Genomic DNA, 20202 nt, shown 5'->3' with positions numbered 1-20202 from the left:
CAATGACAAAGAACGCAATTGTACTTGGCGCCGGTATCGTCGGCGTATCGACGGCCATTCACCTGCAGCGCCGGGGGCTGCAGGTGACGTTGATCGACCGCAAGGCGCCAGGCAATGAAACCTCGTTCGGCAATGCCGGTCTCATTCAACGCGAAGGCGTCGTACCATACGGCTTTCCACAGCAGCTCGGCCTTCTAATACGCTATGCCTTCAACAACCGGATCGACGCCCACTATCACCTTAAGGCGTTGCCCGGACAATTGGCGTTCCTTGGCCGCTACTGGTGGAATTCGAACGCCAGGCGTCACGAGATGATTTCTCGTGCCTATGCCCCGCTGATCGAGCACTCGATTTCGGAGCACAATGATCTGATCGAAGCGTCGAATGCGCAGCATCTGATCCGGAAGGATGGCTGGATGGAGATCTTCCGCACAGCCGGTCGGCGCGATGCCGAATTCGCCGAGGCTGAGCGGCTACGGGCCGAGTTCGGCGTCATGCACGAGCAGTTGGATGCCGCCGGCGTGGCGCGGCTCGAACCCCATATCAAGGGAGATTTCATCGGCGGCCTGCGGTGGCGCGATCCGTGGTCGGTGCTCGACCCACACGGATTGACGATGGCCTACCGCTCCTATTTCGAGAGTCTAGGCGGAAAGTGTGTCACTGGTGACGCCAACTCCCTCGGTCGTTCCGGTGCGAGCTGGAGGGTGGTGACCAGCGAAGGCTCGCTGGACGCTGAGGATGTGGTTCTGGCGCTCGGCCCCTGGGCCGCGGTCGCCACACGTCGGCTCGGCTATGCCTTTCCGCTCGGCGTCAAACGCGGCTATCACATGCATTATGCCACGACAGGCAATGCAACCCTCCACAACTGGACGCTGGATGCTGAACGAGGTTACTTCCTTGCACCGATGAGCCGCGGCATCCGGTTGACGACAGGCGCTGAATTCGCCGCGCTGGACGCGCCGAAGACGCCGGTGCAGCTCGACCGCGCCGAGAAGGTAGCGCGCGCAGTCTTTCCGCTCGGCGAGAGGCTCGATCCGGAGCCCTGGATGGGCGCCCGCCCCTGCACGCCTGATATGATGCCCATCATTGGAAGGGCGCCGCGACACGACGGTCTATGGTTCGCGTTCGGCCACGCCCATCACGGACTGACGTTGGGGCCGGTCACTGGGCGCGCGCTGGCGGAGGCCATTGCAGGCGAACGGCCATTCATCGATATTTCCGCCTATTCGCCGCAGCGTTTCACCTGAGCAACGTCATCGCGTTTGCCTGCGGTCATACTTCCTCTTCAAGAAGAAGGTCCTGTTGCGGACCGACGGCTAAGCTACGCCCAACGACGTGAGATCGCGGAGCGCCGCCTGCGCGATCCCTTCGATCGTATCGTCGATATCGACGGTCACAACGCCAGGCTCTCCAGTCGGCACTTCCAGTGTCGCCAGTTGGCTCTCCAGCAGCGACATGGGCATGAAGTGGCCCTTGCGCTCGCCCATTCGTTTCGTCAACAGTTCCTTCGAGCCTGACAGATAGACGAAAAAGAGCTTTCCATTGACCGCCTTGCGCAGTCGGTCGCGATAGGTGCGCTTCAGCGCCGAGCAGGAGACGATGACGCCTTGCTCGCGATCAAGCGATGCCTTCATCGTTTCACCGATGAGATCGAGCCAAGGCATGCGGTCGTCATCCGTCAGCGGAATGCCTTTCGACATCTTCTCGACATTCGATGCCGGATGAAGCTGGTCGCCCTCGACAAATTGCATGCCGAGGGCGTCCGAAATCTTCAGGCCGACGGAGGATTTGCCACAACCACTGACCCCCATGACGATAATGGCGTAAGGGTCCCGATTAGTCTCTGGCATCGTTTATCACTCCGGCACCGGTGTCGCTAACGCTGGCGAACCCTTCCTACGAAGCAGCCAGGGTGGCATTCTTGCGCGCAATACGCGCCCTGATGGTTTCGACATCGGCGCGCGGCGTCGCCGCAAACAACGTCTTCGTGTAGCTGTGCTGCGGATCATTGAAAACCTGATCCCGCGTGCCGTACTCCACAGCCTCTCCGAAATACATCACCATGACATCGTCGGCCATATAGCGGACGACCGACAGGTCGTGGCTTATGAAGACATAGGTGAGGTTCAACTCGTCCTGCAGGTCAGCGAGCAGATTGAGCACCTGGGCCTGGACCGAGAGATCAAGCGCGGACACCGGCTCGTCGAGAACCAGGAGCCTTGGGTTCAACATCAGAGCGCGAGCGATCGCGATGCGTTGTCGCTGGCCGCCGGAGAACATATGCGGGTAGCGGTTGAAATGGACCTCCTGGAGACCGACCTTCTTGAGCATCGCCGCTGCCAATTCGCGTCGCTCGGCAGCGGGCGTATCGGTGTTGATGATCAGGGGCTCCATCAGGATGTCACCGATCTTCTTGCGCGGGTTCAGCGAACCGTAGGGGTTCTGGAAGACGATCTGTACCTTGCGGCGAATTTCCGGCGTCATATCGCCTGCAGCGATATCGACCTTCTTGCCGTCGATAAACAGATCGCCGCCGCTCGCCGGATCGATCATTGTGACAATGCGGGCAAGCGTCGACTTGCCACAACCGCTTTCGCCGACAATCGCCAGCGTCTTGCCCTGCTCGACCGTGAAGCTCACACCCTTGACGGCATGCACGGTCCTCTCCTTCTTGAAGAGGCCGCCCGGCAGGTAATAATTGCGGACAATGTTCTTTGCTTCGAGGACTGGCGTCATTGGGCCGCTCCCTTGAAAATTTCGCCGATGGTCGGCAGCCGGTCACCGGTGGCATTTTCCGGCAGGGCGGCAAGTAGTGCCCTTGTATAATCGCTCTTCGGGGATTCGAAGAGCGACAGGACATCGGCCTCTTCCATCTTGCGGCCCTTGTATTGAACGATGACCCGATCGGCAGTCTCGGCGACGACGCCCATGTTGTGCGTAATCATGATGAGGCCCATGCGATGCTCCGTCTGCAGCCGCATCAGGAGATCGAGGATCTGCTTCTGAATGGTCACGTCGAGCGCCGTGGTCGGTTCGTCGGCGATTAGAAGCTTCGGATTGCAGGCGATCGCAATGGCGATCATGACGCGCTGGCACTGGCCACCCGACATCTGGTGCGGGAAATGGCCGAGCCGCTCGGCGGGGTTGGGAATGCCGACGGCCTCGAACAGCTCAATCGCACGCTTGCGCCGCGCAGCCTTGTCTAGGCCCAGGTGTATTCGCAAAACCTCTTCGATCTGAAAGCCGACCGTGAAGCAGGGATTAAGGCTGGCGATCGGCTCCTGGAAGATCATCGACATATCCTTGCCAATGATCTTGCGTCGTTCGCTTGCCGACATGCCAAGCAGATTGCGGCCGTCAAAGACCATCTTGTCGGCCATCACCTTTGCCGTCCACGGCAGAAGCCCCATCGCCGCGAGCATGGACACCGACTTACCGGATCCCGACTCTCCGACGATTGCGAGGACTTCCCCCGCATCTACGTTGAGCGACACGCCATCGACGGCGCGAAACGGACCCGTCGACGTCTGGAATTCGACGACGAGGTTTTCAATTTCAAGAAGTGCCATCTCAGGACCTCTTCAGTTTGGGATCAAGCGCATCGCGCAGACCATCACCCATCAGGTTGATAGCGAGAACAGTGATCAGGATGCAGAGACCCGGGAACGTCACGAGCCAAGGGTTGCTCTGCAGGAACTCACGCGAATCCGCGAGCATCGTGCCCCATTCTGGCGTCGGCGGCTGGGCACCTTGGCCGAGGAAGCCAAGGGCTGCGGCGTCGAGGATCGCGGCGGAGAATGCGAGCGTCGCCTGGACGATCAGGGGTGCCAGACAATTCGGCAAAATCGTCTTGAACATGAGGCGGAACGTGCCGGCGCCGGCCACGCGGGAAGCTACGACATACTCCTTCTCGCGCTCGCTGATCACAGCGGCACGTGTCAGACGAACGAAGTGCGGCTGGTTCACGATCGAGATCGCGATCATGGCGTTCACGAGGCCCGGCCCTAGGACGGCGACCAGCACGAGAGCCAGAAGCAATGACGGGAAGGCCAGGATGATGTCCATGACGCGCATGATGAAGGTATCGACCCTGCCCCGGAAATAACCCGCGACAACGCCGAGCAGCACGCCGGCGACAGCCGATAGCGATGCGACGACGAGGCCGATGAACAGCGAAAAGCGCGTGCCATAAATCAGACGCGACAGCATATCGCGACCGACGGCATCGGTGCCAAGCAGGAACATCGGATTGCCCTTTTCCGACCACGCCGGCGGCAGGCGCTGCATGCCCTCATAGGGCAAGATCGGATTATGCGGGGCAATTAACGGCGCGAAGATCGCCATCAGCAGGACCAGCAGGAAGACGCCGAAACCGACGACAGCGCCCTTGTTGCGAGAGAAATAGTACCAGAACTCAGAGAGTCCTGACGGCTGGGTCGACTTGGTGGTTATCACACTCATAAGCCGCTCCTAGTAACGAATACGTGGATTGATGAGACCGTACATGAGGTCGACGATTAGATTGACGAGCATGATGATGCCGGCGATCAACAGCAGCCCGCCTTGAACGACGGTGTAATCGCGCTTGAAGACGGCATCGACCATCCATTTGCCGATACCCGGCCAGGAGAAGATCGTTTCCGTCAGGATTGCGCCGCCGAGCAGCACGCCGACCTGCAGACCGATCGAGGTTACGACCGGGATCATGGCGTTGCGCAACGCATGCAGGCCGACGACGCGCAACGGCGCGAGGCCCTTCGAACGTGCTGTGCGAACATAATCTTCGCCCAGCACCTCGAGCATGGCCGAGCGCGTCTGGCGGGCGATGACCGCAAGCGGAATGGTGCCCAGAACAATTGTCGGAAGGATCAGCGATGAGACGGCAGACTTGAAGGCACCGGCCTGACCGGACAGCAGGCTATCGATCAACATAAAACCTGTAACCGGCTTGAAGAAATACATCAGCCCGATGCGGCCGGAGACGGGCGTCCAATGCAGCGTGTTCGAGAAGAGAACGATAAGCAGCAGGCCCCACCAGAAGATCGGCATCGAATAGCCAACAAGAGCCACTCCCATAACGCTCTGGTCGAACCATGTTCCCCGTTTGACGGCCGCGAAGATGCCGGCGGGGATGCCGAGCACTATCGCAAAAAGGATGGCGCAGAGCGAAAGCTCCAGCGTCGCCGGGAAAAGCGTGCCGAACTCCTGCAGAACCGGGCGCTTTGTGACGATCGACGCCCCTAGATCGCCCTGCACCACATTGCCGAGGTAATCGAGGTACTGTACGTAGACCGGACGATCGAGGCCGAGATCATGCATGACCTGGGCATGGCGTTCCGGCGCCATCACGCGTTCGCCCGACATCAGCATGACCGGATCGCCGGGCAGCAGACGGATGAACGAAAAGGCGATGAGCGAAACGCCGATGAAGGTTGGGATCAGGATCGCGAGGCGTCCGATGAGATATCGCAACATTGGCAAGTGTCCATAGTGTTCCGGCGGTCAGGTATCAAACCTGACCGCCGGCCAAGCCCGGGGTTGCCGGGCATCTTTGCATAATTTTGATTACTCGGCGATATCAACGCCGTCGAAGCGGTGAACGCCGACCGGGTCCTGCACGAAACCGGAAACCTTGGCGCTCATCGGTACGAATTCCGTGGAGTGATCGATCGTCGCCCAGGGAGCTTCCTTCTTGAAGACGACCTGCGCCTGTTCGTAGAGCTTGGTGCGCTCTGCGACGTCAGCGGTCTTCTTGGCCTTCTTCACGAGATCGTCGAACTCCTTGTTGCACCACTGCGCGCGGTTGTTGCCGCCGACGGCTTCGCAGCCGAGCAGGGTGTCGAGGAAGTTATCCGGGTCGCCGTTGTCACCCGTCCAGCCGAGGATTGCAGCACCGTCGCGAGCCTTGTCCTTGGAGAGCTTCAGGTATTCAGCCCATTCGTGGGTAACGATGTCGACCTTGACGCCAACCTTGGCAAGATCGGCCTGCATCAGTTCAGCGGCGCGACGTGCGTTCAGCATATACGGACGCGAAACCGGCATCGCCCAGATCTTCATGCTGAGATCCTTGACGCCAGCCTTTTCGAGCATGGCCTTGGCTTCGGTCGGGTTGTACGCATCATCCTTGATGGCATCGTTGTACGACCACATCGTCGGCGGGATCGGGTTCTTGGCAACCTGGCCGGCGCCCTGGAAGACGGCCTCGACGATCGCCTGCTTGTTGATCGCCATGTTCAGTGCCTTGCGGACTTCCGCCTTGTCGAACGGAGCCTGGAGCGTGTTGTAGGCGAGATAGGAAACGTTGAGGCCCGGCTGTTCCAGAACCTTCAGGTTCGAGTCCGTCTGCAGGTCCTTGATGTCAGCCGCGTTCGGGTATGGCATGATGTGGCATTCGCCGGCCTTCAGCTTCTGAGCACGGACGGAAGCGTCCGGCGTGATCGCGAACACGAGGTCGTCGATCTTTTCCTTGCCCTTGAAGTAGGTTTCGTTGGCCTTGTAGCGGATGACGGCATCCGGCTGGTAGGCAACGAAGGTGTACGGACCGGTGCCGAGCGGCATCTGGTTCATCTGTTCCATCTTGCCGTCAGCCTGCAGCTTGTCGGCATACTCCTTCGACAGCACAGAGGCGAAGTCCATTGCCAGGTCGGCGAGGAACGGTGCTTCCGGATGGTTCAGCGTGAACTTGACGGTCAGGTCGTCGACCTTCTCGACCGACTTGATGAGATCTGGGAAGCCCATGCCTGCAGCATATTCGTAGGAAACGCCGGCGACATACTTGGCCCACGGGCTGTCGGCCTTCAGCTGGCGCTCGAACGAGAAGACGACGTCATCAGCGTTCAGATCGCGGCTCGGCGTGAAGAACTCTGTCGCCTGGAACTTGACGCCCGGACGGAGCTTGAAGGTGTAGACCGTACCGTCGTCGGAAACCGTCCAGCTTTCGGCCAGGCCCGGCTCGATTTCGGTCTTGCCGTGTTGGAACTCGACGAGACGGCTGTAGACCGTGCGCGAGGAAGCGTCGAAGGTGGTGCCTGCAGTGTAAATGCCAGGATCGAAGCCTTCCGGCGAGCCCTCGGAGCAGTAAACGAGCGTTTTGGACCAGGCTGCGGATGCCATGGCCGAAGCCAGGACCGTCGCGGCCAACAAGACAGACATCTTTTTCATGATATCGTTTTCCCAGGTTTGTTCTTTTATTTGAAATCCCGGAAACCCTCCGGAATGACGGCAGATGGAACGACATTTATTTGCTGAAATCAACGACCGAAGTGGAAAATTTTTCCAGATGGACAACTTTAGTAATTTTCCGCCAAAAATGGGCCGCATTTAGAAATAAACGGACTGGATAAACCCGATTCCTGTCGCATTTGGTATAATTTCGCGTCGGCTAGAGCATTGCCGCACACGCCATACGCGAATTTCTGGCCCCAAAATCCCTAAAACAAAACGACCGCGGCGCGAAACGCGGCCACGGTCGCATCAAAATTTCGTCAGCGCGGTTTAGGCTGCCGGAACGGCAATCGTCGGCTTGCGACGAGATTCCTGATCGCCCGTCAGGCCCAGCAGGAAGTTGATCTGCGGCCGCGCCTTGACGAGATCGTCGATCGAATATTGTGTCAGCACGTCAAAGAAGGCGTTGAGCGCCTTGCGCAAGGCGGAGTTCAAGCCGCAGCTGTCGACAAGCGGGCATTCGACCATGCCGTCATCCTCGAAGCACTCTGCCATCGCAAAGCTATCTTCCGTGACGCGAACCACGTCGAAGAGGCTAATGTCCTTCGCCGGCTTGCCGAGCCGCACACCGCCGTTACGGCCACGAACCGTCTCGACCAGGCCGGCCTTGTTCAGAGGCTGCAGAATCTTGAACAGAAAGAGCTCGGAAACGCCATACGCCTTGGCAATCTCCGGAATCCGGCTCAGCTGCCCTTCATTGGCAGCACAATACATCAACATGCGAACCGCATAGTTGGTCTGCTTGGTCAAACGCATGCCGATCTCCAGAATCGTCTGTTACAAGTCCTTATATAGGGGCTTTGCTAGTTTTGAACAATTCCAAAATATGAAATTCATATTCACCTTATGTGATACGGATTGCCGCAACAATTTTTCAGTCGGAACTCGCCGCGCCCGAGAAGACGTCACGCGCGATTATCGGCAATCAGCAGGAAGGCGCCCAACAGCACATACTTCGACACATCAACGCAAATTGGGGGCCGAAGCCCCCAATTAAAACGTCGCTCGTTCAGTCTACTTCATCGTCGGCATGACGAATTCGGCGCCGTCCTTTATGCCCGAAGGCCAGCGGGCGGTGATCGTCTTGGTCTTGGTCCAGAACTTGATCGAGTCCGTGCCGTGCTGATTGAGGTCGCCGAAGCTCGATGCCTTCCAACCGCCGAAAGAATGATAGGCAAGCGGAACCGGGATCGGCACGTTGATGCCGATCATGCCGATGTTGATGCGCGAAGCAAAGTCACGCGCGGCATCGCCGTCACGGGTGTAGATCGCGACACCGTTGCCATATTCGTGCTTCATCGGCAGGTCGAGGGCTTCCTCGTAGTTCTTGGCGCGAACGACGGAGAGGACAGGCCCGAAGATTTCGGTCTTGTAGATGTCCATCTCGGGCGTGACATGGTCGAACAGCGTACCACCGACGAAATAGCCGTTCTCATAACCCTGAAGCTTGAACCCGCGGCCATCGACGACGAGCTTGGCACCCTCTTCGACGCCACGATCGATCAGGCCACTGACGCGGGTATAGGCTTCCTTGGTAACGAGCGGGCCCATGTCGGCCTTCTCATCGGTGTAGGGACCGATGCGGAGCGACTCGATCTTCGGTGTCAGCTTCTCAACCAGGCGATTGGCGGTTTCCTCACCGACCGGGACGGCAACGGAGATCGCCATGCAGCGCTCGCCGGCAGAACCGTAACCTGCGCCCATCAGGGCGTTGACGGCCTGGTCCATGTCGGCGTCGGGCATGATGATCATGTGGTTCTTCGCGCCGCCGAAGCACTGTGCGCGCTTGCCGTTCATGGCGGCCGTTCCATAGACGTAGCGGGCAATCGGGGTGGAGCCGACGAAGGAGACCGCGCCGATATCCGGATCCGTCAGGATGGCGTCGACCGCAGCCTTGTCGCCATTGACGACGTTCAGGATGCCTGCCGGGAGGCCAGCCTCAATCATGAGTTCCGCGAGACGCAGCGGCACGGACGGGTCGCGCTCGGACGGCTTCAGGATGAACGCGTTGCCGCAGGCAATCGCCGGGGCAAACATCCACATCGGGATCATGGCCGGAAAGTTGAACGGGGTGATGCCCGCGCCGATGCCGACCGCCTGGCGCATCGAGTACATGTCGATTGCCGGGCCGGCACCCTCAGTGAATTCGCCCTTCTGCAGATGCGGAATACCGCAGACGAATTCGCAGACTTCAAGACCACGGACGATATCGCCTCTGGCATCCTCGACCGTCTTGCCATGCTCGCTGGAGAGGAGGGTCGCGAGTTCGTCCATGTGCTTGTTCAGCAGCTCGACGAACTTGAAGAAGACGCGGGCCCGGCGCTGCGGGTTCGTCGCTGCCCACTTCGGCTGCGCGGCCTTGGCGTTCTCGACAGCGGCACGCAGGTCCTCGACGCTTGCCAGCGCGACAGTCGCCTGAACTTCGCCGGTTGCCGGATTGTAGACGTTGCTGGCGCGGCCGCTGGTGCCGGCGACGTGCTTGCCGCCGATGAAATGACCAATCTCACGCATGGGGTACTCCTCCTGTTTTTTGGATGGCAAACAATCGCACTTCAATTTGCACAAATCAATGAGCTGAGATAAGCAACCGTTGTGCATGAATTGAAGCTCAGCAGTCGAGCTGACTTCCTCAAAGGTCTACACAGGACATGGTTAGACTACCACGGTCGATCCAAACTGAAGAGGAGATAGTGCTTCAATGAGCGGGAAACTCGTTGTCAGAATTGCGGAGCTCGAGATCGATCCCGACAAGCTCGAAACCTATCGCGTAATGTTGACCGAAGAAATCGAAGCGTCCGTCGCACTGGAGGCCGGCGTTCTGTCGCTGAACGCGGTCTCCATCACGGACAGTCCCCACAAGATACGCATCCTAGAGGTCTATGCGAACCAGGCGGCCTACGAAGCGCATCTCCAGACGCCGCATTTCCGCAAATACAAGAACGCGACCGCTGGGATGGTGACGTCGCTGACATTGGTCGATGTCGAACCCGTCATCATGCGAACAAAGCCATGAACTGGGACGACGTCCGCATCTTCCTCGCAGTTGCCCGTACCGGGCAAATCCTTGCCGCGTCGAAACGGCTGGGGCTCAACCACGCCACGCTCTCGCGGCGGCTCACCTCGCTGGAAGCGTCGTTGAAGAGCCGCCTCTTCGTCCGCCGCACAAACGGCTGCGAGCTGACGGCTGAGGGCGAAGTTTTCCTCGCGTCCGCGGAGCGGATGGAAACCGAAATGCTGTCCGCGCAGGCCAATCTCGGCCGCACCGATACGGCGATCGCCGGAACGGTGCGTGTGGGAGCGCCTGACGGTTTCGGTGTGTCCTTTCTCGCGCCCCGCATGGGCTGGCTGATCGAGCGCCATCCGGAACTGAAGATCCAGCTCGTGCCGGTGCCACGGTCGTTCTCGCTCTCGCAGCGTGAGGCCGATATCGCCATCACTCTGGAGCGGCCAGAACAGGGCCGCCTCGTCTCGGCCAAGCTCACGGACTACACGCTCGGTCTCTACGCCTCTCGAAGCTATGCCGAGCTTAACGGCCTGCCCGGTGACACAGAGGGGCTGAAGCAGCACCGGCGGATCGGCTATGTCGAGGATCTGATCTTCTCCCAATCGCTGAACTTCACCGGCGAGGTGATGCGCAACTGGAACGCCGCCTTCGAGATTTCCTCGGCGACCGGCCAGACAGAGGCGGTACTTTCGGGCGCGGGGATCGGCATCCTGCACGACTATATTGCCCGGCAGCATGACGAACTGGTGCGCATCCTGCCCGAGATTTCGATCCGGCGAGCCTACTGGACAACGTTTCACGAAAGCGCGCGTGAACTTGTGCGGGTGCGCACGGTTTCCGACTTTCTTCAGGAACTCGTGGCCGCCGAACGTCACATATTTCTGTGATTTTGGCCCAACGTCAGGTCAGTCGCGCTTCTCGGAGTCTTCGCTCGTCTGCTGCTTGTCCGAGGCAATCTCGGCTGCCCGCACAGGCATGCTGTCAATAATCGCAAACAGTTCACCGCTCGAGATCGGTTCGCTGACTTTCAACTTAACCGTTCCATCCTTGCCGACGAGAAAGGCCGCGAACTCTCCGGTCGGCGGATCCCCCAACTCGCCGGCAATCGCCGCAGCATCGAGATTTTCGCCGGCCCCGAAGAGGACTCTCACACTGCCGCCGGCAATCTTGAGCATGACCATATCGCGGTCCTGCAGGGCATCGCGATTGGCAAGTAACTGGTTTTCCTGACGAGCGGCACGCGCGTTTCCCTTGTCGGGAAAGACGACCAGGACGCGGTTGCGCCACTGGAACTGTTCAAGGCTTGCGATGGCGGAATAGGCGCTGTTGCCTTCGTCCACCTTGGTCGCACCATATAGAAGCATTTTCGACATGCACATTTCTCCTGTTGACGGAACGTCTAGGGAGCGGCGGCGGTTCCATCCGCGGGCATGTGGCTAGCTGCGCCAGGATTTTCGCAATTGCCAAAAGGCGCCGAACAGCACCAGCAGCAAGGGAATGCCGCCGTAGGACAAGGAGACTTGCGCCAATTGATCCAGCCTCTGCGAAGGTGCATCAACCGCCGCAGCGTCATGCATAAGGCTTGAGCCGAGACTATAAGCGGCACGCGAGACGGCCGCTAAAGCGACGATCAATCCGGCCATGTCGACGAAGCGGGCGTGGCCGCGCATGCCATCAATGATAACGGTCGCGAGACCACATAGAAATGCAGCAGGCAAAAGATAGGCGGCCCCGCCCAGCAGCTGGAAATCCCCCAGGACGACGTCGTCCGACTCGCTTACGAAACCGACCCTCAGGATCGGCAGCAAGACCGCGAGAACAGAAAGGACGGCAAGCGCGCCGCGCTTGATAAGTTCGCTCAAATCAATCCGCGTGGCGCCAATGCGACGAGCCCGGCTCATTTTGCCTCCCCGATATAGGAATCCGCCGCAGTGCACAGGCGCTCGGCTCATTCGAGGGGACATTTGCTATGAAGTTGCTAACGCACCGCACAATCTGCCACGGTAAAACTACCCTTTGCGGGCAAAAGCGTTCAGTCGGTTCGGAGGGGAAGGTTAAGAAGAGATGAAGGAGGCAAGGCCAGGCGGACAATTTGCCTGCCCGGCCCTGAGATTAACATCACATCGGAACAAACGATGAGACCGGCACCTGCAATGCAGAGGCAATCCGCTTGAGCTTGGCGGGATCAGCATCCTCACCACTCTCGATTTCCTCAATCTCATTGACAACCAGGCCGCAGGTTACTGCGAGGTCATCGACGCTATAGCCGACGGCCTCTCGAGCGGCACGTACAGCAGCGGCTACATTCATGGCCGAAACGGCGGTAGCCTTGGATGCATCCAGATTGCTGAGCGAAATGGACATTTACGTCTCCTTCTGAAATCACTCTGAATTAGCCCCCGGCGAGAAAATGGCACTCTCGATCACGATTTGCAATGCAGTATGGTTAATCCGTGATCGGCAAGAGCCCGACGACGGGAGCTCGAACAAGTTGGCAAAATCTGATTGCCCTTTGTAAGCAAAGCAGTTTTGCCGGCCTACCCGCTGGCGCCGATAGAGGCGTCCACACGCCAAAAAACGTCACGCACGCGGCGATTTGTCACCTAATTTTAGGCCCTCGCGTCGGTTTCGAAACGAATCACTGTGACCGAAATCGGGCGAATGAGACCACTATGCGAACAACACAGCCTCGGGTAAAAACACGTTTCAGCGGGGCTGAAAAGTTTGGTCGGACTTGCTTCGAAAGGGGCATGCCATTCCGAAGCAAGTCCAGTAGCGGATATAGGTAGGATCCAACGACACCGCTAGGTCAGAGGATCATTCGACGGGCCCGACGGGCACAGGTCGAAATGTCGGCATCACGCAAACTCAGCGGACAGAGCGACGTCTTCGGACGCTTCCTCTATGTGCCCAGCCGTCATGACGAACAGCAACGCGTGGGCAGCCAGGATCGCTGAGCCCAGCAGGGCGGCATAGGCGAGCAGGATTGTACCCATCGGCACTGCGAAGTTCAGCTGCGGCAGGGCGCCGAGCATCATAGGCACGTACCAGGAGACGGCCGAAATCGCACCCGTAACGATGAACACACTGCGATGCGACGAAGGCAAGCCTTCCATGATCGAGCGACCGATCTGCTTCTTCACCCGCGGAAGGATGATGGAGTGGATGAAGCCACCGTTAACGGTCAGGATGAGCACGATGATCATCTTGGCCCAGACCTTCTCATTGCCGAGCTTCACCGGATCGAAGACGCCGTAATAAGTGAGAAAACCAAGCCCGGTGGCCCAGAGCAGGATCAGGCCCCAGTTGACGACTTTCGAGCCGAACTTGAAGACATTCCAATGATCTTGCGTAATCTTACCTCTGATCAAAAACCGCAACACAAGAAGATCAAGCACGGTTGCGGCACCTAGGCCAAGTGCCAAACCAATGAAATGCACTATTCTCAAGGCCGACTTGATTGATACTGCCGGATCCTGGGCGAGAGTCTGAATAAGGAGAGTAAATCCCATACTTTTGCACCTTTCATTTCATTGGATCACAGCGTTGGAACGCAGGTAGGTCTGAGTGTCAGGACACGGGAAATCGCACCAAGCGCCGAATTCAATCGGCCTCTTCAAGTGAGCGAATTAAACGTTCCGACAGTCTGTGATCCCTTTTTGGTGCCCCGTTCCCCGCGGATCGAATTATTAGTAAAGAATGAACAAAGGGCGGCAAGAACGTGGCCAAACCGCGTCGATATCGCGATATCGTAATCTATATATGTCTTATTCTTTGATGGCGCACGTATAAAGCGAGCAATTCTTCAAACTCAATGCACAAGGCGTGCGTCCAATGTCACAGGAGGTTCATTCTAAGGGAATAGATCCGACTAAGGATTAGCCCCAAGAGGAGCCGGAGATGACAATAGTTGAGGTTGAAGAACATCGTCATGATCGCGCCAGCTCTCCACTTGAGGGAACAAGATCAGGAAAGTGGTTCCTGCCTGTATTCTGATCCACTGCTCGCAAGGCTCGGCTGCAGCGCCCTTGCGCTCAGGCGGGACCTGAAGAGCGCAGTCGCCGTTTTGCATCTACCGGCTCGAGGCTGACCGAAAGCCGCACTTCCAATCGTGCCACGAACATTTTGAGGGTGAACGTCCATGAACAATGCATCCGACAACAGCTATTCCGACTGGCTTGAGGCCGAACTGGCCGACACGCTGGACGAGGATTACGAGTTGGAACTCTCCGAGCCGGCGCTTTCCGACGCAATCCGGAAGATCTATCGCAACGCGCATCCGGCATCGATTCCGCGGCTCGACTATTTTCGTGCGCTGCTGTCGCTGCAGGCAGAGCTGATCAAGCTTCAGGATTGGGTGGTCTATAACAAGGAGAAGGTCGTCGTGATCTTCGAGGGTCGCGATTCCGCAGGAAAGGGCGGCGTGATCAAACGCATCACGCAGCGCCTCAATCCGCGCGTCGTCCGTGCCGTCGCTTTGCCTGCCCCTTCCGACCGCGAGAAGACGCAGTGGTACTTCCAGCGCTATGTTCCGCATCTGCCTGCCGGCGGCGAAATCGTTCTCTTCGACCGCTCCTGGTATAACCGCTCGGGTGTTGAGCGGGTCATGGGATTTGCGACCGAGGATCAGGTCGACCAATTCTTCAACGACGTGCCGGAATTCGAACGCATGCTCGTCCGCTCGGGCATCCGGCTCGTTAAATACTGGTTCTCCATCACCGACGAAGAGCAGCAGATGCGCTTCCTCGTGCGCATCCACGACCCGTTGAAGCAGTGGAAGCTCTCGCCGATGGATCTGCAGTCGCGCGTCCGCTGGGAAGGCTATACCAAGGCGAAAGAAGAGACCTTCGCGCGCACCAACATTCCCGAAGCGCCCTGGCATATCGTCGAAGGCAACGACAAGAAGCGGGCACGGCTGAACTGCATCGACCACCTGCTGCGTCAGATCCCCTATGGCGACGTTCCGCACGAGGAGATCACGCTGCCTGATCGCGTCTTCAATCCGGATTACGAGCGCAAGGTGCTGCCGCCGGAGCTTTACGTTCCATCGAAGTATTGATTTGGGAGACCAGTCCGCGGGCACGGTGGAGGCCGCTGTGCTCGCTTCTACTACGCAAATTGAGCCCAACCAGCATTTGCTTGGATTGAGCAGAGACCACACCCAAAGCTTGGCACGGACCGTTGACCACAGTGAAAGGGATTCTGCTAAAAGGAGAGAATGGTACGGTTGGGGGGTCTCGAACCTCCGACCTCAGGTGCCACAAACCTGCGCTCTAACCAACTGAGCTACAACCGCACAAATCGCGTCCGACGCGACGGGGGTCACATACGAGGACTTGGAAATTAATTCAAGCCCTATCTCTCCCCAATATACAAAAAGGCCGGACAAGTGGTCCAGCCCCTTCGTGTGTCCTGTCGAAGATTCAGGCCGCCTTGAAGGAGGCCATGACCTTTTCAGCTGCTTCTTTCGAAGGCTTGGCAAGCTTTTCGGCAACCTGCTTCGAGGTTTCCTGCATGGTCTTGGCCTGCTCGATCGTCAGCTCGACCTGCTTGCGCAGGAAGGTGGTCTGGAGTTCGACGAGTTCGGCGACCGACTTGACGGCAAGCAGCGCTTCCATGTGCGTCAGCGAGTTTTCAGCGTTCGTGCGCAGGGCGTCGATCGCCTTGTGGCCAATCTCAACGGCGCCGGCCTGGGCCGTCTGAACCGTTGCTTCAAGCGTCTTGCTCGCTTCTTCGCCGGCGCTCTTCATTTTCGCGTAGGCTTCGCGCGACTGCTGCGCGCCCTTCTCAGCGAAGTCGCGGAAGGATTCGGTGAACTTGGAAGGATCAAACGACGACATTGAAAAAACGTCGTCCATCTTTATGTTAGCCATTGGTTTGCGCTCCTTTTGCCTCGGCATGCGTGATGGCCTCGTAGGTTAGATGTCCATTATATAGCGCAGATTTTTGTGCATTGCAACATGTTTGTGCGGCGCACAACGCGTTAACCTTTCCAGCCGAAAGCCGGGCTCTGTTCTAGACCCCGTTCCGGCCTATCGTTATTAATAGACTATTAATTTCACGGTGACCGAAGCCAAAGGTTCGATCATGCCCGCAGTGCAGTATCCGTTCATCGACATCGCCGTGCATCCCCGGGTGCGGGACCGCTTTTCGCGTGGCGAAGCGATGGTCCTGCTGTCGGCGGATCTCAGCCGCGCGCTCTGGGCAAATGGCGCCGGCGCCGAACTCTTCGGGCAATCGGCGGTTTACGACCTTCTGGACCAAGGCATAGACGGAGCTGATATCACCTTTCGCCAGTTGGAGGCGACGGCGCGACAGCTCGTGAACGCCGGCGACAGCCGCAACTTCGTGATCCGCATTGCCAGGGGCTTCCAACGTGTACCCGTTCAGGCAACAGTGGAACTGATCCACCTCGCATCCGGGGAGCGCGCCGTTCTTCTGTCGCTTCCGGTTTCGACCAATGCCTTGTCGATAAAGGCGTCCGCGGAACAGATGCTCAGGGGCCTCGATGATCCCGACACGCATATGGCCGTTATCGGAGCCGACGGCGAGATCATTGCCTCCTCTCCCGGCTTTGCCTCGCTAGGTGTCACGCAGCAGACCTCCAAGGCAATGATCACACTTGCCGGTGATCATTCCGACCGCCTCGTGAAGCGCCCTGTTGCCACGGGCAAAGGCTACCTTCCGGCGGCCGTCGGGCGACTGAGTGATGAGCCGGTGCTCAACCTCCTTTTCGCCGTTGAAACCGTGATCGGCCACCTCGACCCAATCGACACGCCGGCGGCGGCAGAACACTTATCCACAGCCGCCGTTAACCATAACGAGCTTGCACAAGCGGCGACCTTCGTCGATGCTATCGATGCCATTGCCGGCATCGAAGACATTGAAGAGCCGCCCGAAGAGGGCATCCATGAGAGAGATACAGCCGAAGCGGTGACCGCGGAAGTTGCAGCAATCGCCGAAGAGGCGTTGGAGGCCGAGCCGGCCGTTGCAGAGATCGGCCAGGAAGGCGAACCGCTGCCGGCTGCAATGGAAGAGGCCGTTGAGCAGTCCTTGCCTATTGAAGAACCAACGGCAATCGAGATGACGGAAGGCCTGACGGATGCACCCGCCGCCCTGGACGATGAAGCCGTGGCAGTCGAAGAGACACCGGCGGAAGCACCAGCGCGTGAAAACGTAGATGCAGCCGGTCAGTATGCCGACGTTGTCAATGAGACCGAGCAGTCGGAGCCGGAGACGGCCGCCAAGGCAGGCGCCTTCGTTTTCAATCCGAATAGTCGCGCGACCCGTTTCGTCTGGAAGATCGACGCGGCAGGACGGTTCAGCGAAGTGTCGAGCGAATTTGCAGAAGCGGTCGGGCCGCATGCGGCTGATATCATCGGCACGCCGTTCAGCGATATTTCGGCACTCTTCAACCTCGATCCGGAAGGCAAGATCAGCGAAGCCCTGGCGCGGCGCGATACCTGGTCGGGCAAGACGATCAACTGGCCGATCGAAGGGACGAGCCTCGCCGTACCGGTCGATCTGGCGGCCCTGCCCACTTACACCCGAAGCCGGGAGTTCGACGGTTTTCGCGGCTTCGGTGTCGTGCGCCTGTCCGATGCCGCCGAAGATCCTTTGGCGCTCGGCCTGACGCTTGGCCCGAATGGCATCATCAATGACGCGGCTGCACTCGACCAACCGATCGAAGCCTCTGAAGAGGCGGCGTTGTCGGCGCTGGCCGATGAAGTGGCGACTAGCGAGCCGGCGGCGGCGGAAACGGTGGCCGCTTGCGAGCGGACTGCTAAAGACGCTGCAACCACCAACGACGCCGACATTGAGACGACGGCCGAGCCGACAAAGCCGCAGCCAACTACGGAACCTCCGGCTTTACGGATCGTCGAAAATCCGAGCCGCCGCCTGACGGACAAGATCGTGCAATTGCACGGCGCCGGCCCGCAGCTGACCTCAGCCGAGCAAGCAAATTTCCGCGAGATCGCCAAGCGTCTCGAAGCCTTCGGCGTCCGCGAGCCGGAACCGCGCGACGACGAGCCTGCGGTGAATGAAACCGAAGAACGCGACAACCCGGCAGCAGAAACGCCGACGATCGGCATGCACGCTGATGAATCGTCCACATTCGAGGACGATAGTGTCGGCGGCACCTCGCCTGAAGTGAAAAAGGCTGACGACGTTCCGGCTGCCGCCGACGGACCCGAGACGGCCGACGAGATCGACGACGACGTGACCGAAGGGCTGGAGGAAACCGTCAGCCAAATGGACATGCTGGCGAGCTTCATTCCGCCGCGTGCAAAGATGGGTGCCGGGCTATCTACCGCTGCTATCGACCAGTTGCCTGTCGCTGTCCTCGTGCATGCTGGCGACCAATTAATCCATGCCAACCCGGAATTCATGCGACTGACCGGCTACAAGACGCTGGAAGCGCTAAGCGCGGTTGGTGGCATTGATGCGCTGCTGCAGCGCTCGGAGCTCGAAGAGGGCGCCGGCCGCGCCGGCTCGATGATGCTTGTAACGGTCGATGATAGTCTCGTTCCAGTCACGGCACGGCTGCAGTCCATCCGCTGGGAAGAAGCCAGCGCCTTGATGCTGGCCCTGATGCCGGCAGCAAGTGACGCGGCGGTTCCCGCCCGCCCTGCACCGCCGACGGAGCCCCGCTCCTTCGACAGGATGCTGGAGAAGGTCGCCAAGCTGCAGGTGGAAGTAGAAGAGCTGCGGTCGATTCTGGAAACGGCAACCGACGGCGTCGTCGTAATCGGCGCCGAAGGCGACATCCGCTCGATGAACCGCTCGGCGAGTGCACTGTTCAACTACGACGAAGACGAGATCCGCGGGAAACCCTTCGTCATGCTCTTTGCGCATGAAAGCCAGAAGGCTGTGCTCGACTACCTCGGCGGCTTGTCGGATCACGGTGTCGCAAGCGTGCTCAACGATGGCCGGGAAGTCATCGGCCGCGAGGCCGGCGGCGGCTTCGTGCCGCTCTTCATGACGATGGGGCGTCTCACCTCCTCCAGCGGCTATTGCGCGGTCATTCGCGACATCACGCAGTGGAAACGCACGGAGGACGAACTGCGCAGCGCCAAGAGTGCAGCGGAAACCGCCAACGAACACAAGACCGATTTCCTCGCACGGGTCAGCCACGAGATCCGCACGCCGCTCAACGCGATCATTGGTTTCTCCGACATGATGGCGACCGAGCGCTTCGGACCAATCGGTCATCCGCGCTATGTCGAATATGCCAACGACATCGGCAGGTCCGGCCGCCATGTCCTTGATATCGTCAACGATCTGCTCGACATCTCGAAGATCGAGGCCGGCGAAATGGACCTGGATTTCAGTGCCATTGATCTCAACGAGGCTGTTTCCGAGGCAGTTGCGCTGCTCCAGCCGCAGGCCAACAGCCAGCGCGTGATCATCCGCACTGCCCTCTCCCAAGCCGTGCCTGATGTCGTGGCCGACCTTCGTTCGATCAAGCAGATCGCGCTCAACATCCTCTCCAACTCGATACGGTTCACGCCCGCGGGCGGCCAGATTGTCGTTTCCACGTCCTACGAGGCAAACGGCAGCGTCGTCTTACGGGTGCGCGATACCGGCGTCGGCATGACCCGGAGCGAGCTCGACCAGGCCATGAAGCCGTTCCGCCAGGTTTCCGCGCAGTCGCGCCACCGTGGCGACGGCACGGGGCTCGGCCTGCCGCTGACCAAAGCGATGGTCGACGCGAACCGGGCGATTTTCGCGATCAGCTCGGCACCCAACGAAGGCACGCTGGTCGAGATCGCCTTCCCGTCGCAGCGGGTCCTGGCAGGCTGAAAGAAAAAAGGCAGCCAAAAGGCTGCCTGAGAGTTCGGGTGCTGTTCAACAAGGGCTTAGTCAGTCCAACATCATGTTTGGGAGCCAAAAGCTCCGGCTGCTTCGTTCATGTGCAACCCCAAGTTAAATTCACTTTTGACCAACGTTTCTTAACGAAAGGTTGCCGCGAC

General features: G+C 59.1%; 18 protein-coding genes and 1 tRNA gene. 5 read left to right on the top strand and 14 right to left on the bottom strand.

The window, feature by feature from the left end:
• The first annotated feature begins 2 nt into the window (after positions 1-2).
• Positions 3-1247 carry an NAD(P)/FAD-dependent oxidoreductase gene (locus tag K9B32_RS03880; protein ID WP_224560594.1) on the top strand — a complete coding sequence of 415 codons (1245 nt, stop codon included), beginning with the start codon at positions 3-5 and terminating at the stop codon, positions 1245-1247.
• Positions 1248-1316: 69 nt separating this feature from the next.
• Here K9B32_RS03880 and K9B32_RS03875 read toward each other — a convergent pair whose 3' ends face one another.
• From K9B32_RS03875 to K9B32_RS03840, 8 genes are all read right to left on the bottom strand, one after another.
• Positions 1317-1850, bottom strand: a complete 534-nt coding sequence (locus tag K9B32_RS03875) for a gluconokinase (protein WP_224560592.1) — start codon at positions 1848-1850, stop codon at positions 1317-1319.
• Between the two features lie 46 nt (positions 1851-1896).
• Complete coding sequence (locus tag K9B32_RS03870; RefSeq protein WP_224560590.1) at positions 1897-2736, bottom strand: dipeptide ABC transporter ATP-binding protein; 840 nt, start codon at positions 2734-2736, stop codon at positions 1897-1899.
• Positions 2733-3569: an ABC transporter ATP-binding protein gene (locus K9B32_RS03865; RefSeq protein WP_224560585.1), complete on the bottom strand. Its 837-nt coding sequence runs from the start codon at positions 3567-3569 to the stop codon at positions 2733-2735. Before K9B32_RS03865 ends, K9B32_RS03870 begins: the two co-directional genes overlap by 4 nt.
• A 1-nt stretch (position 3570) precedes the next feature.
• A complete protein-coding gene (locus K9B32_RS03860; RefSeq protein WP_007796811.1) occupies positions 3571-4461 on the bottom strand; it encodes an ABC transporter permease subunit in 891 nt (296 codons plus the stop codon).
• Positions 4462-4470: 9 nt separating this feature from the next.
• A complete protein-coding gene (locus K9B32_RS03855) occupies positions 4471-5475 on the bottom strand; it encodes an ABC transporter permease subunit (protein ID WP_224560584.1) in 1005 nt (334 codons plus the stop codon).
• A 90-nt stretch (positions 5476-5565) separates the two neighbouring features.
• Positions 5566-7161: an ABC transporter substrate-binding protein gene (locus tag K9B32_RS03850; protein ID WP_007796805.1), complete on the bottom strand. Its 1596-nt coding sequence runs from the start codon at positions 7159-7161 to the stop codon at positions 5566-5568.
• 333 nt (positions 7162-7494) lie between these two features.
• Positions 7495-7980 (bottom strand): iron-responsive transcriptional regulator RirA, encoded by a 486-nt coding sequence (gene rirA, locus K9B32_RS03845; protein WP_224560583.1) that lies wholly within the window; start codon positions 7978-7980, stop codon positions 7495-7497.
• Between the two features lie 258 nt (positions 7981-8238).
• Positions 8239-9735, bottom strand: coding sequence for a CoA-acylating methylmalonate-semialdehyde dehydrogenase (locus K9B32_RS03840; RefSeq protein ID WP_224560576.1), 1497 nt, complete (start codon positions 9733-9735; stop codon positions 8239-8241).
• A gap of 187 nt (positions 9736-9922) precedes the next feature.
• Here K9B32_RS03840 and K9B32_RS03835 point away from each other — a divergent pair, with 187 nt between their 5' ends.
• Positions 9923-10237, top strand: coding sequence for a putative quinol monooxygenase (locus K9B32_RS03835; RefSeq protein ID WP_224560573.1), 315 nt, complete (start codon positions 9923-9925; stop codon positions 10235-10237).
• The gene (locus K9B32_RS03830) at positions 10234-11115 is read left to right on the top strand and encodes a LysR family transcriptional regulator (protein WP_224560572.1); all 882 of its coding nucleotides are present in this window, start codon (positions 10234-10236) and stop codon (positions 11113-11115) included. Before K9B32_RS03835 ends, K9B32_RS03830 begins: the two co-directional genes overlap by 4 nt.
• 18 nt (positions 11116-11133) lie before the next feature.
• Here K9B32_RS03830 and K9B32_RS03825 read toward each other — a convergent pair whose 3' ends face one another.
• The 4 genes from K9B32_RS03825 to K9B32_RS03810 all read right to left on the bottom strand — a co-directional run bounded on the left by K9B32_RS03825 (position 11134) and on the right by K9B32_RS03810 (position 13740).
• Entirely contained in the window at positions 11134-11601 is a 468-nt protein-coding gene (locus tag K9B32_RS03825; RefSeq protein ID WP_224560570.1) for a DUF4174 domain-containing protein, read from the bottom strand.
• A 63-nt stretch (positions 11602-11664) separates the two neighbouring features.
• On the bottom strand, positions 11665-12129 hold the full coding sequence (locus tag K9B32_RS03820) for a hypothetical protein (RefSeq protein WP_224560568.1): 465 nt from the start codon (positions 12127-12129) through the stop codon (positions 11665-11667).
• Positions 12130-12346: 217 nt separating this feature from the next.
• Positions 12347-12592, bottom strand: a complete 246-nt coding sequence (locus K9B32_RS03815) for a helix-turn-helix domain-containing protein (protein ID WP_007796787.1) — start codon at positions 12590-12592, stop codon at positions 12347-12349.
• A gap of 494 nt (positions 12593-13086) precedes the next feature.
• Entirely contained in the window at positions 13087-13740 is a 654-nt protein-coding gene (locus K9B32_RS03810) for a hypothetical protein (protein ID WP_224560567.1), read from the bottom strand.
• A 629-nt stretch (positions 13741-14369) separates the two neighbouring features.
• On the opposite strand from K9B32_RS03810, the gene ppk2 reads away from it, so the two are divergent.
• Positions 14370-15287, top strand: coding sequence for a polyphosphate kinase 2 (ppk2, locus tag K9B32_RS03805; RefSeq protein ID WP_007796780.1), 918 nt, complete (start codon positions 14370-14372; stop codon positions 15285-15287).
• 160 nt (positions 15288-15447) lie between these two features.
• On the opposite strand, the gene K9B32_RS03800 is transcribed toward ppk2, so the two are convergent.
• Together K9B32_RS03800 and K9B32_RS03795 are read right to left on the bottom strand one after the other, a co-directional pair.
• Positions 15448-15524 (bottom strand) — tRNA-His (locus K9B32_RS03800).
• 127 nt (positions 15525-15651) lie between these two features.
• Complete coding sequence (locus tag K9B32_RS03795; protein ID WP_224560566.1) at positions 15652-16101, bottom strand: phasin; 450 nt, start codon at positions 16099-16101, stop codon at positions 15652-15654.
• A 214-nt stretch (positions 16102-16315) separates the two neighbouring features.
• On the opposite strand from K9B32_RS03795, the gene K9B32_RS03790 reads away from it, so the two are divergent.
• A complete protein-coding gene (locus K9B32_RS03790) occupies positions 16316-20032 on the top strand; it encodes a PAS domain S-box protein (RefSeq protein ID WP_224560565.1) in 3717 nt (1238 codons plus the stop codon).
• Positions 20033-20202: the final 170 nt, after the last annotated feature.

The organism is Rhizobium sp. 3T7 (assembly GCF_020166565.1).
Classification (GTDB): Bacteria; Pseudomonadota; Alphaproteobacteria; order Rhizobiales; family Rhizobiaceae; genus Rhizobium.
Note: the sequence above shows the minus strand (reverse complement) of the source record. Positions and strands in the feature narration are given on the sequence as shown.

Excerpts from the sequence above, each read along its gene's own strand:
- K9B32_RS03880 (WP_224560594.1), top strand. The coding sequence starts at position 3 with ATGACAAAGAACGCAATTGTACTTGGCGCCGGTATCGTCGGCGTATCG.
- K9B32_RS03875 (WP_224560592.1), bottom strand. The coding sequence starts at position 1,850 with ATGCCAGAGACTAATCGGGACCCTTACGCCATTATCGTCATGGGGGTC.
- K9B32_RS03870 (WP_224560590.1), bottom strand. The coding sequence starts at position 2,736 with ATGACGCCAGTCCTCGAAGCAAAGAACATTGTCCGCAATTATTACCTG.
- K9B32_RS03865 (WP_224560585.1), bottom strand. The coding sequence starts at position 3,569 with ATGGCACTTCTTGAAATTGAAAACCTCGTCGTCGAATTCCAGACGTCG.
- K9B32_RS03860 (WP_007796811.1), bottom strand. The coding sequence starts at position 4,461 with ATGAGTGTGATAACCACCAAGTCGACCCAGCCGTCAGGACTCTCTGAG.
- K9B32_RS03855 (WP_224560584.1), bottom strand. The coding sequence starts at position 5,475 with ATGTTGCGATATCTCATCGGACGCCTCGCGATCCTGATCCCAACCTTC.
- K9B32_RS03850 (WP_007796805.1), bottom strand. The coding sequence starts at position 7,161 with ATGAAAAAGATGTCTGTCTTGTTGGCCGCGACGGTCCTGGCTTCGGCC.
- rirA (WP_224560583.1), bottom strand. The coding sequence starts at position 7,980 with ATGCGTTTGACCAAGCAGACCAACTATGCGGTTCGCATGTTGATGTAT.
- K9B32_RS03840 (WP_224560576.1), bottom strand. The coding sequence starts at position 9,735 with ATGCGTGAGATTGGTCATTTCATCGGCGGCAAGCACGTCGCCGGCACC.
- K9B32_RS03835 (WP_224560573.1), top strand. The coding sequence starts at position 9,923 with ATGAGCGGGAAACTCGTTGTCAGAATTGCGGAGCTCGAGATCGATCCC.
- K9B32_RS03830 (WP_224560572.1), top strand. The coding sequence starts at position 10,234 with ATGAACTGGGACGACGTCCGCATCTTCCTCGCAGTTGCCCGTACCGGG.
- K9B32_RS03825 (WP_224560570.1), bottom strand. The coding sequence starts at position 11,601 with ATGTCGAAAATGCTTCTATATGGTGCGACCAAGGTGGACGAAGGCAAC.
- K9B32_RS03820 (WP_224560568.1), bottom strand. The coding sequence starts at position 12,129 with ATGAGCCGGGCTCGTCGCATTGGCGCCACGCGGATTGATTTGAGCGAA.
- K9B32_RS03815 (WP_007796787.1), bottom strand. The coding sequence starts at position 12,592 with ATGTCCATTTCGCTCAGCAATCTGGATGCATCCAAGGCTACCGCCGTT.
- K9B32_RS03810 (WP_224560567.1), bottom strand. The coding sequence starts at position 13,740 with ATGGGATTTACTCTCCTTATTCAGACTCTCGCCCAGGATCCGGCAGTA.
- ppk2 (WP_007796780.1), top strand. The coding sequence starts at position 14,370 with ATGAACAATGCATCCGACAACAGCTATTCCGACTGGCTTGAGGCCGAA.
- K9B32_RS03795 (WP_224560566.1), bottom strand. The coding sequence starts at position 16,101 with ATGGCTAACATAAAGATGGACGACGTTTTTTCAATGTCGTCGTTTGAT.
- K9B32_RS03790 (WP_224560565.1), top strand. The coding sequence starts at position 16,316 with ATGCCCGCAGTGCAGTATCCGTTCATCGACATCGCCGTGCATCCCCGG.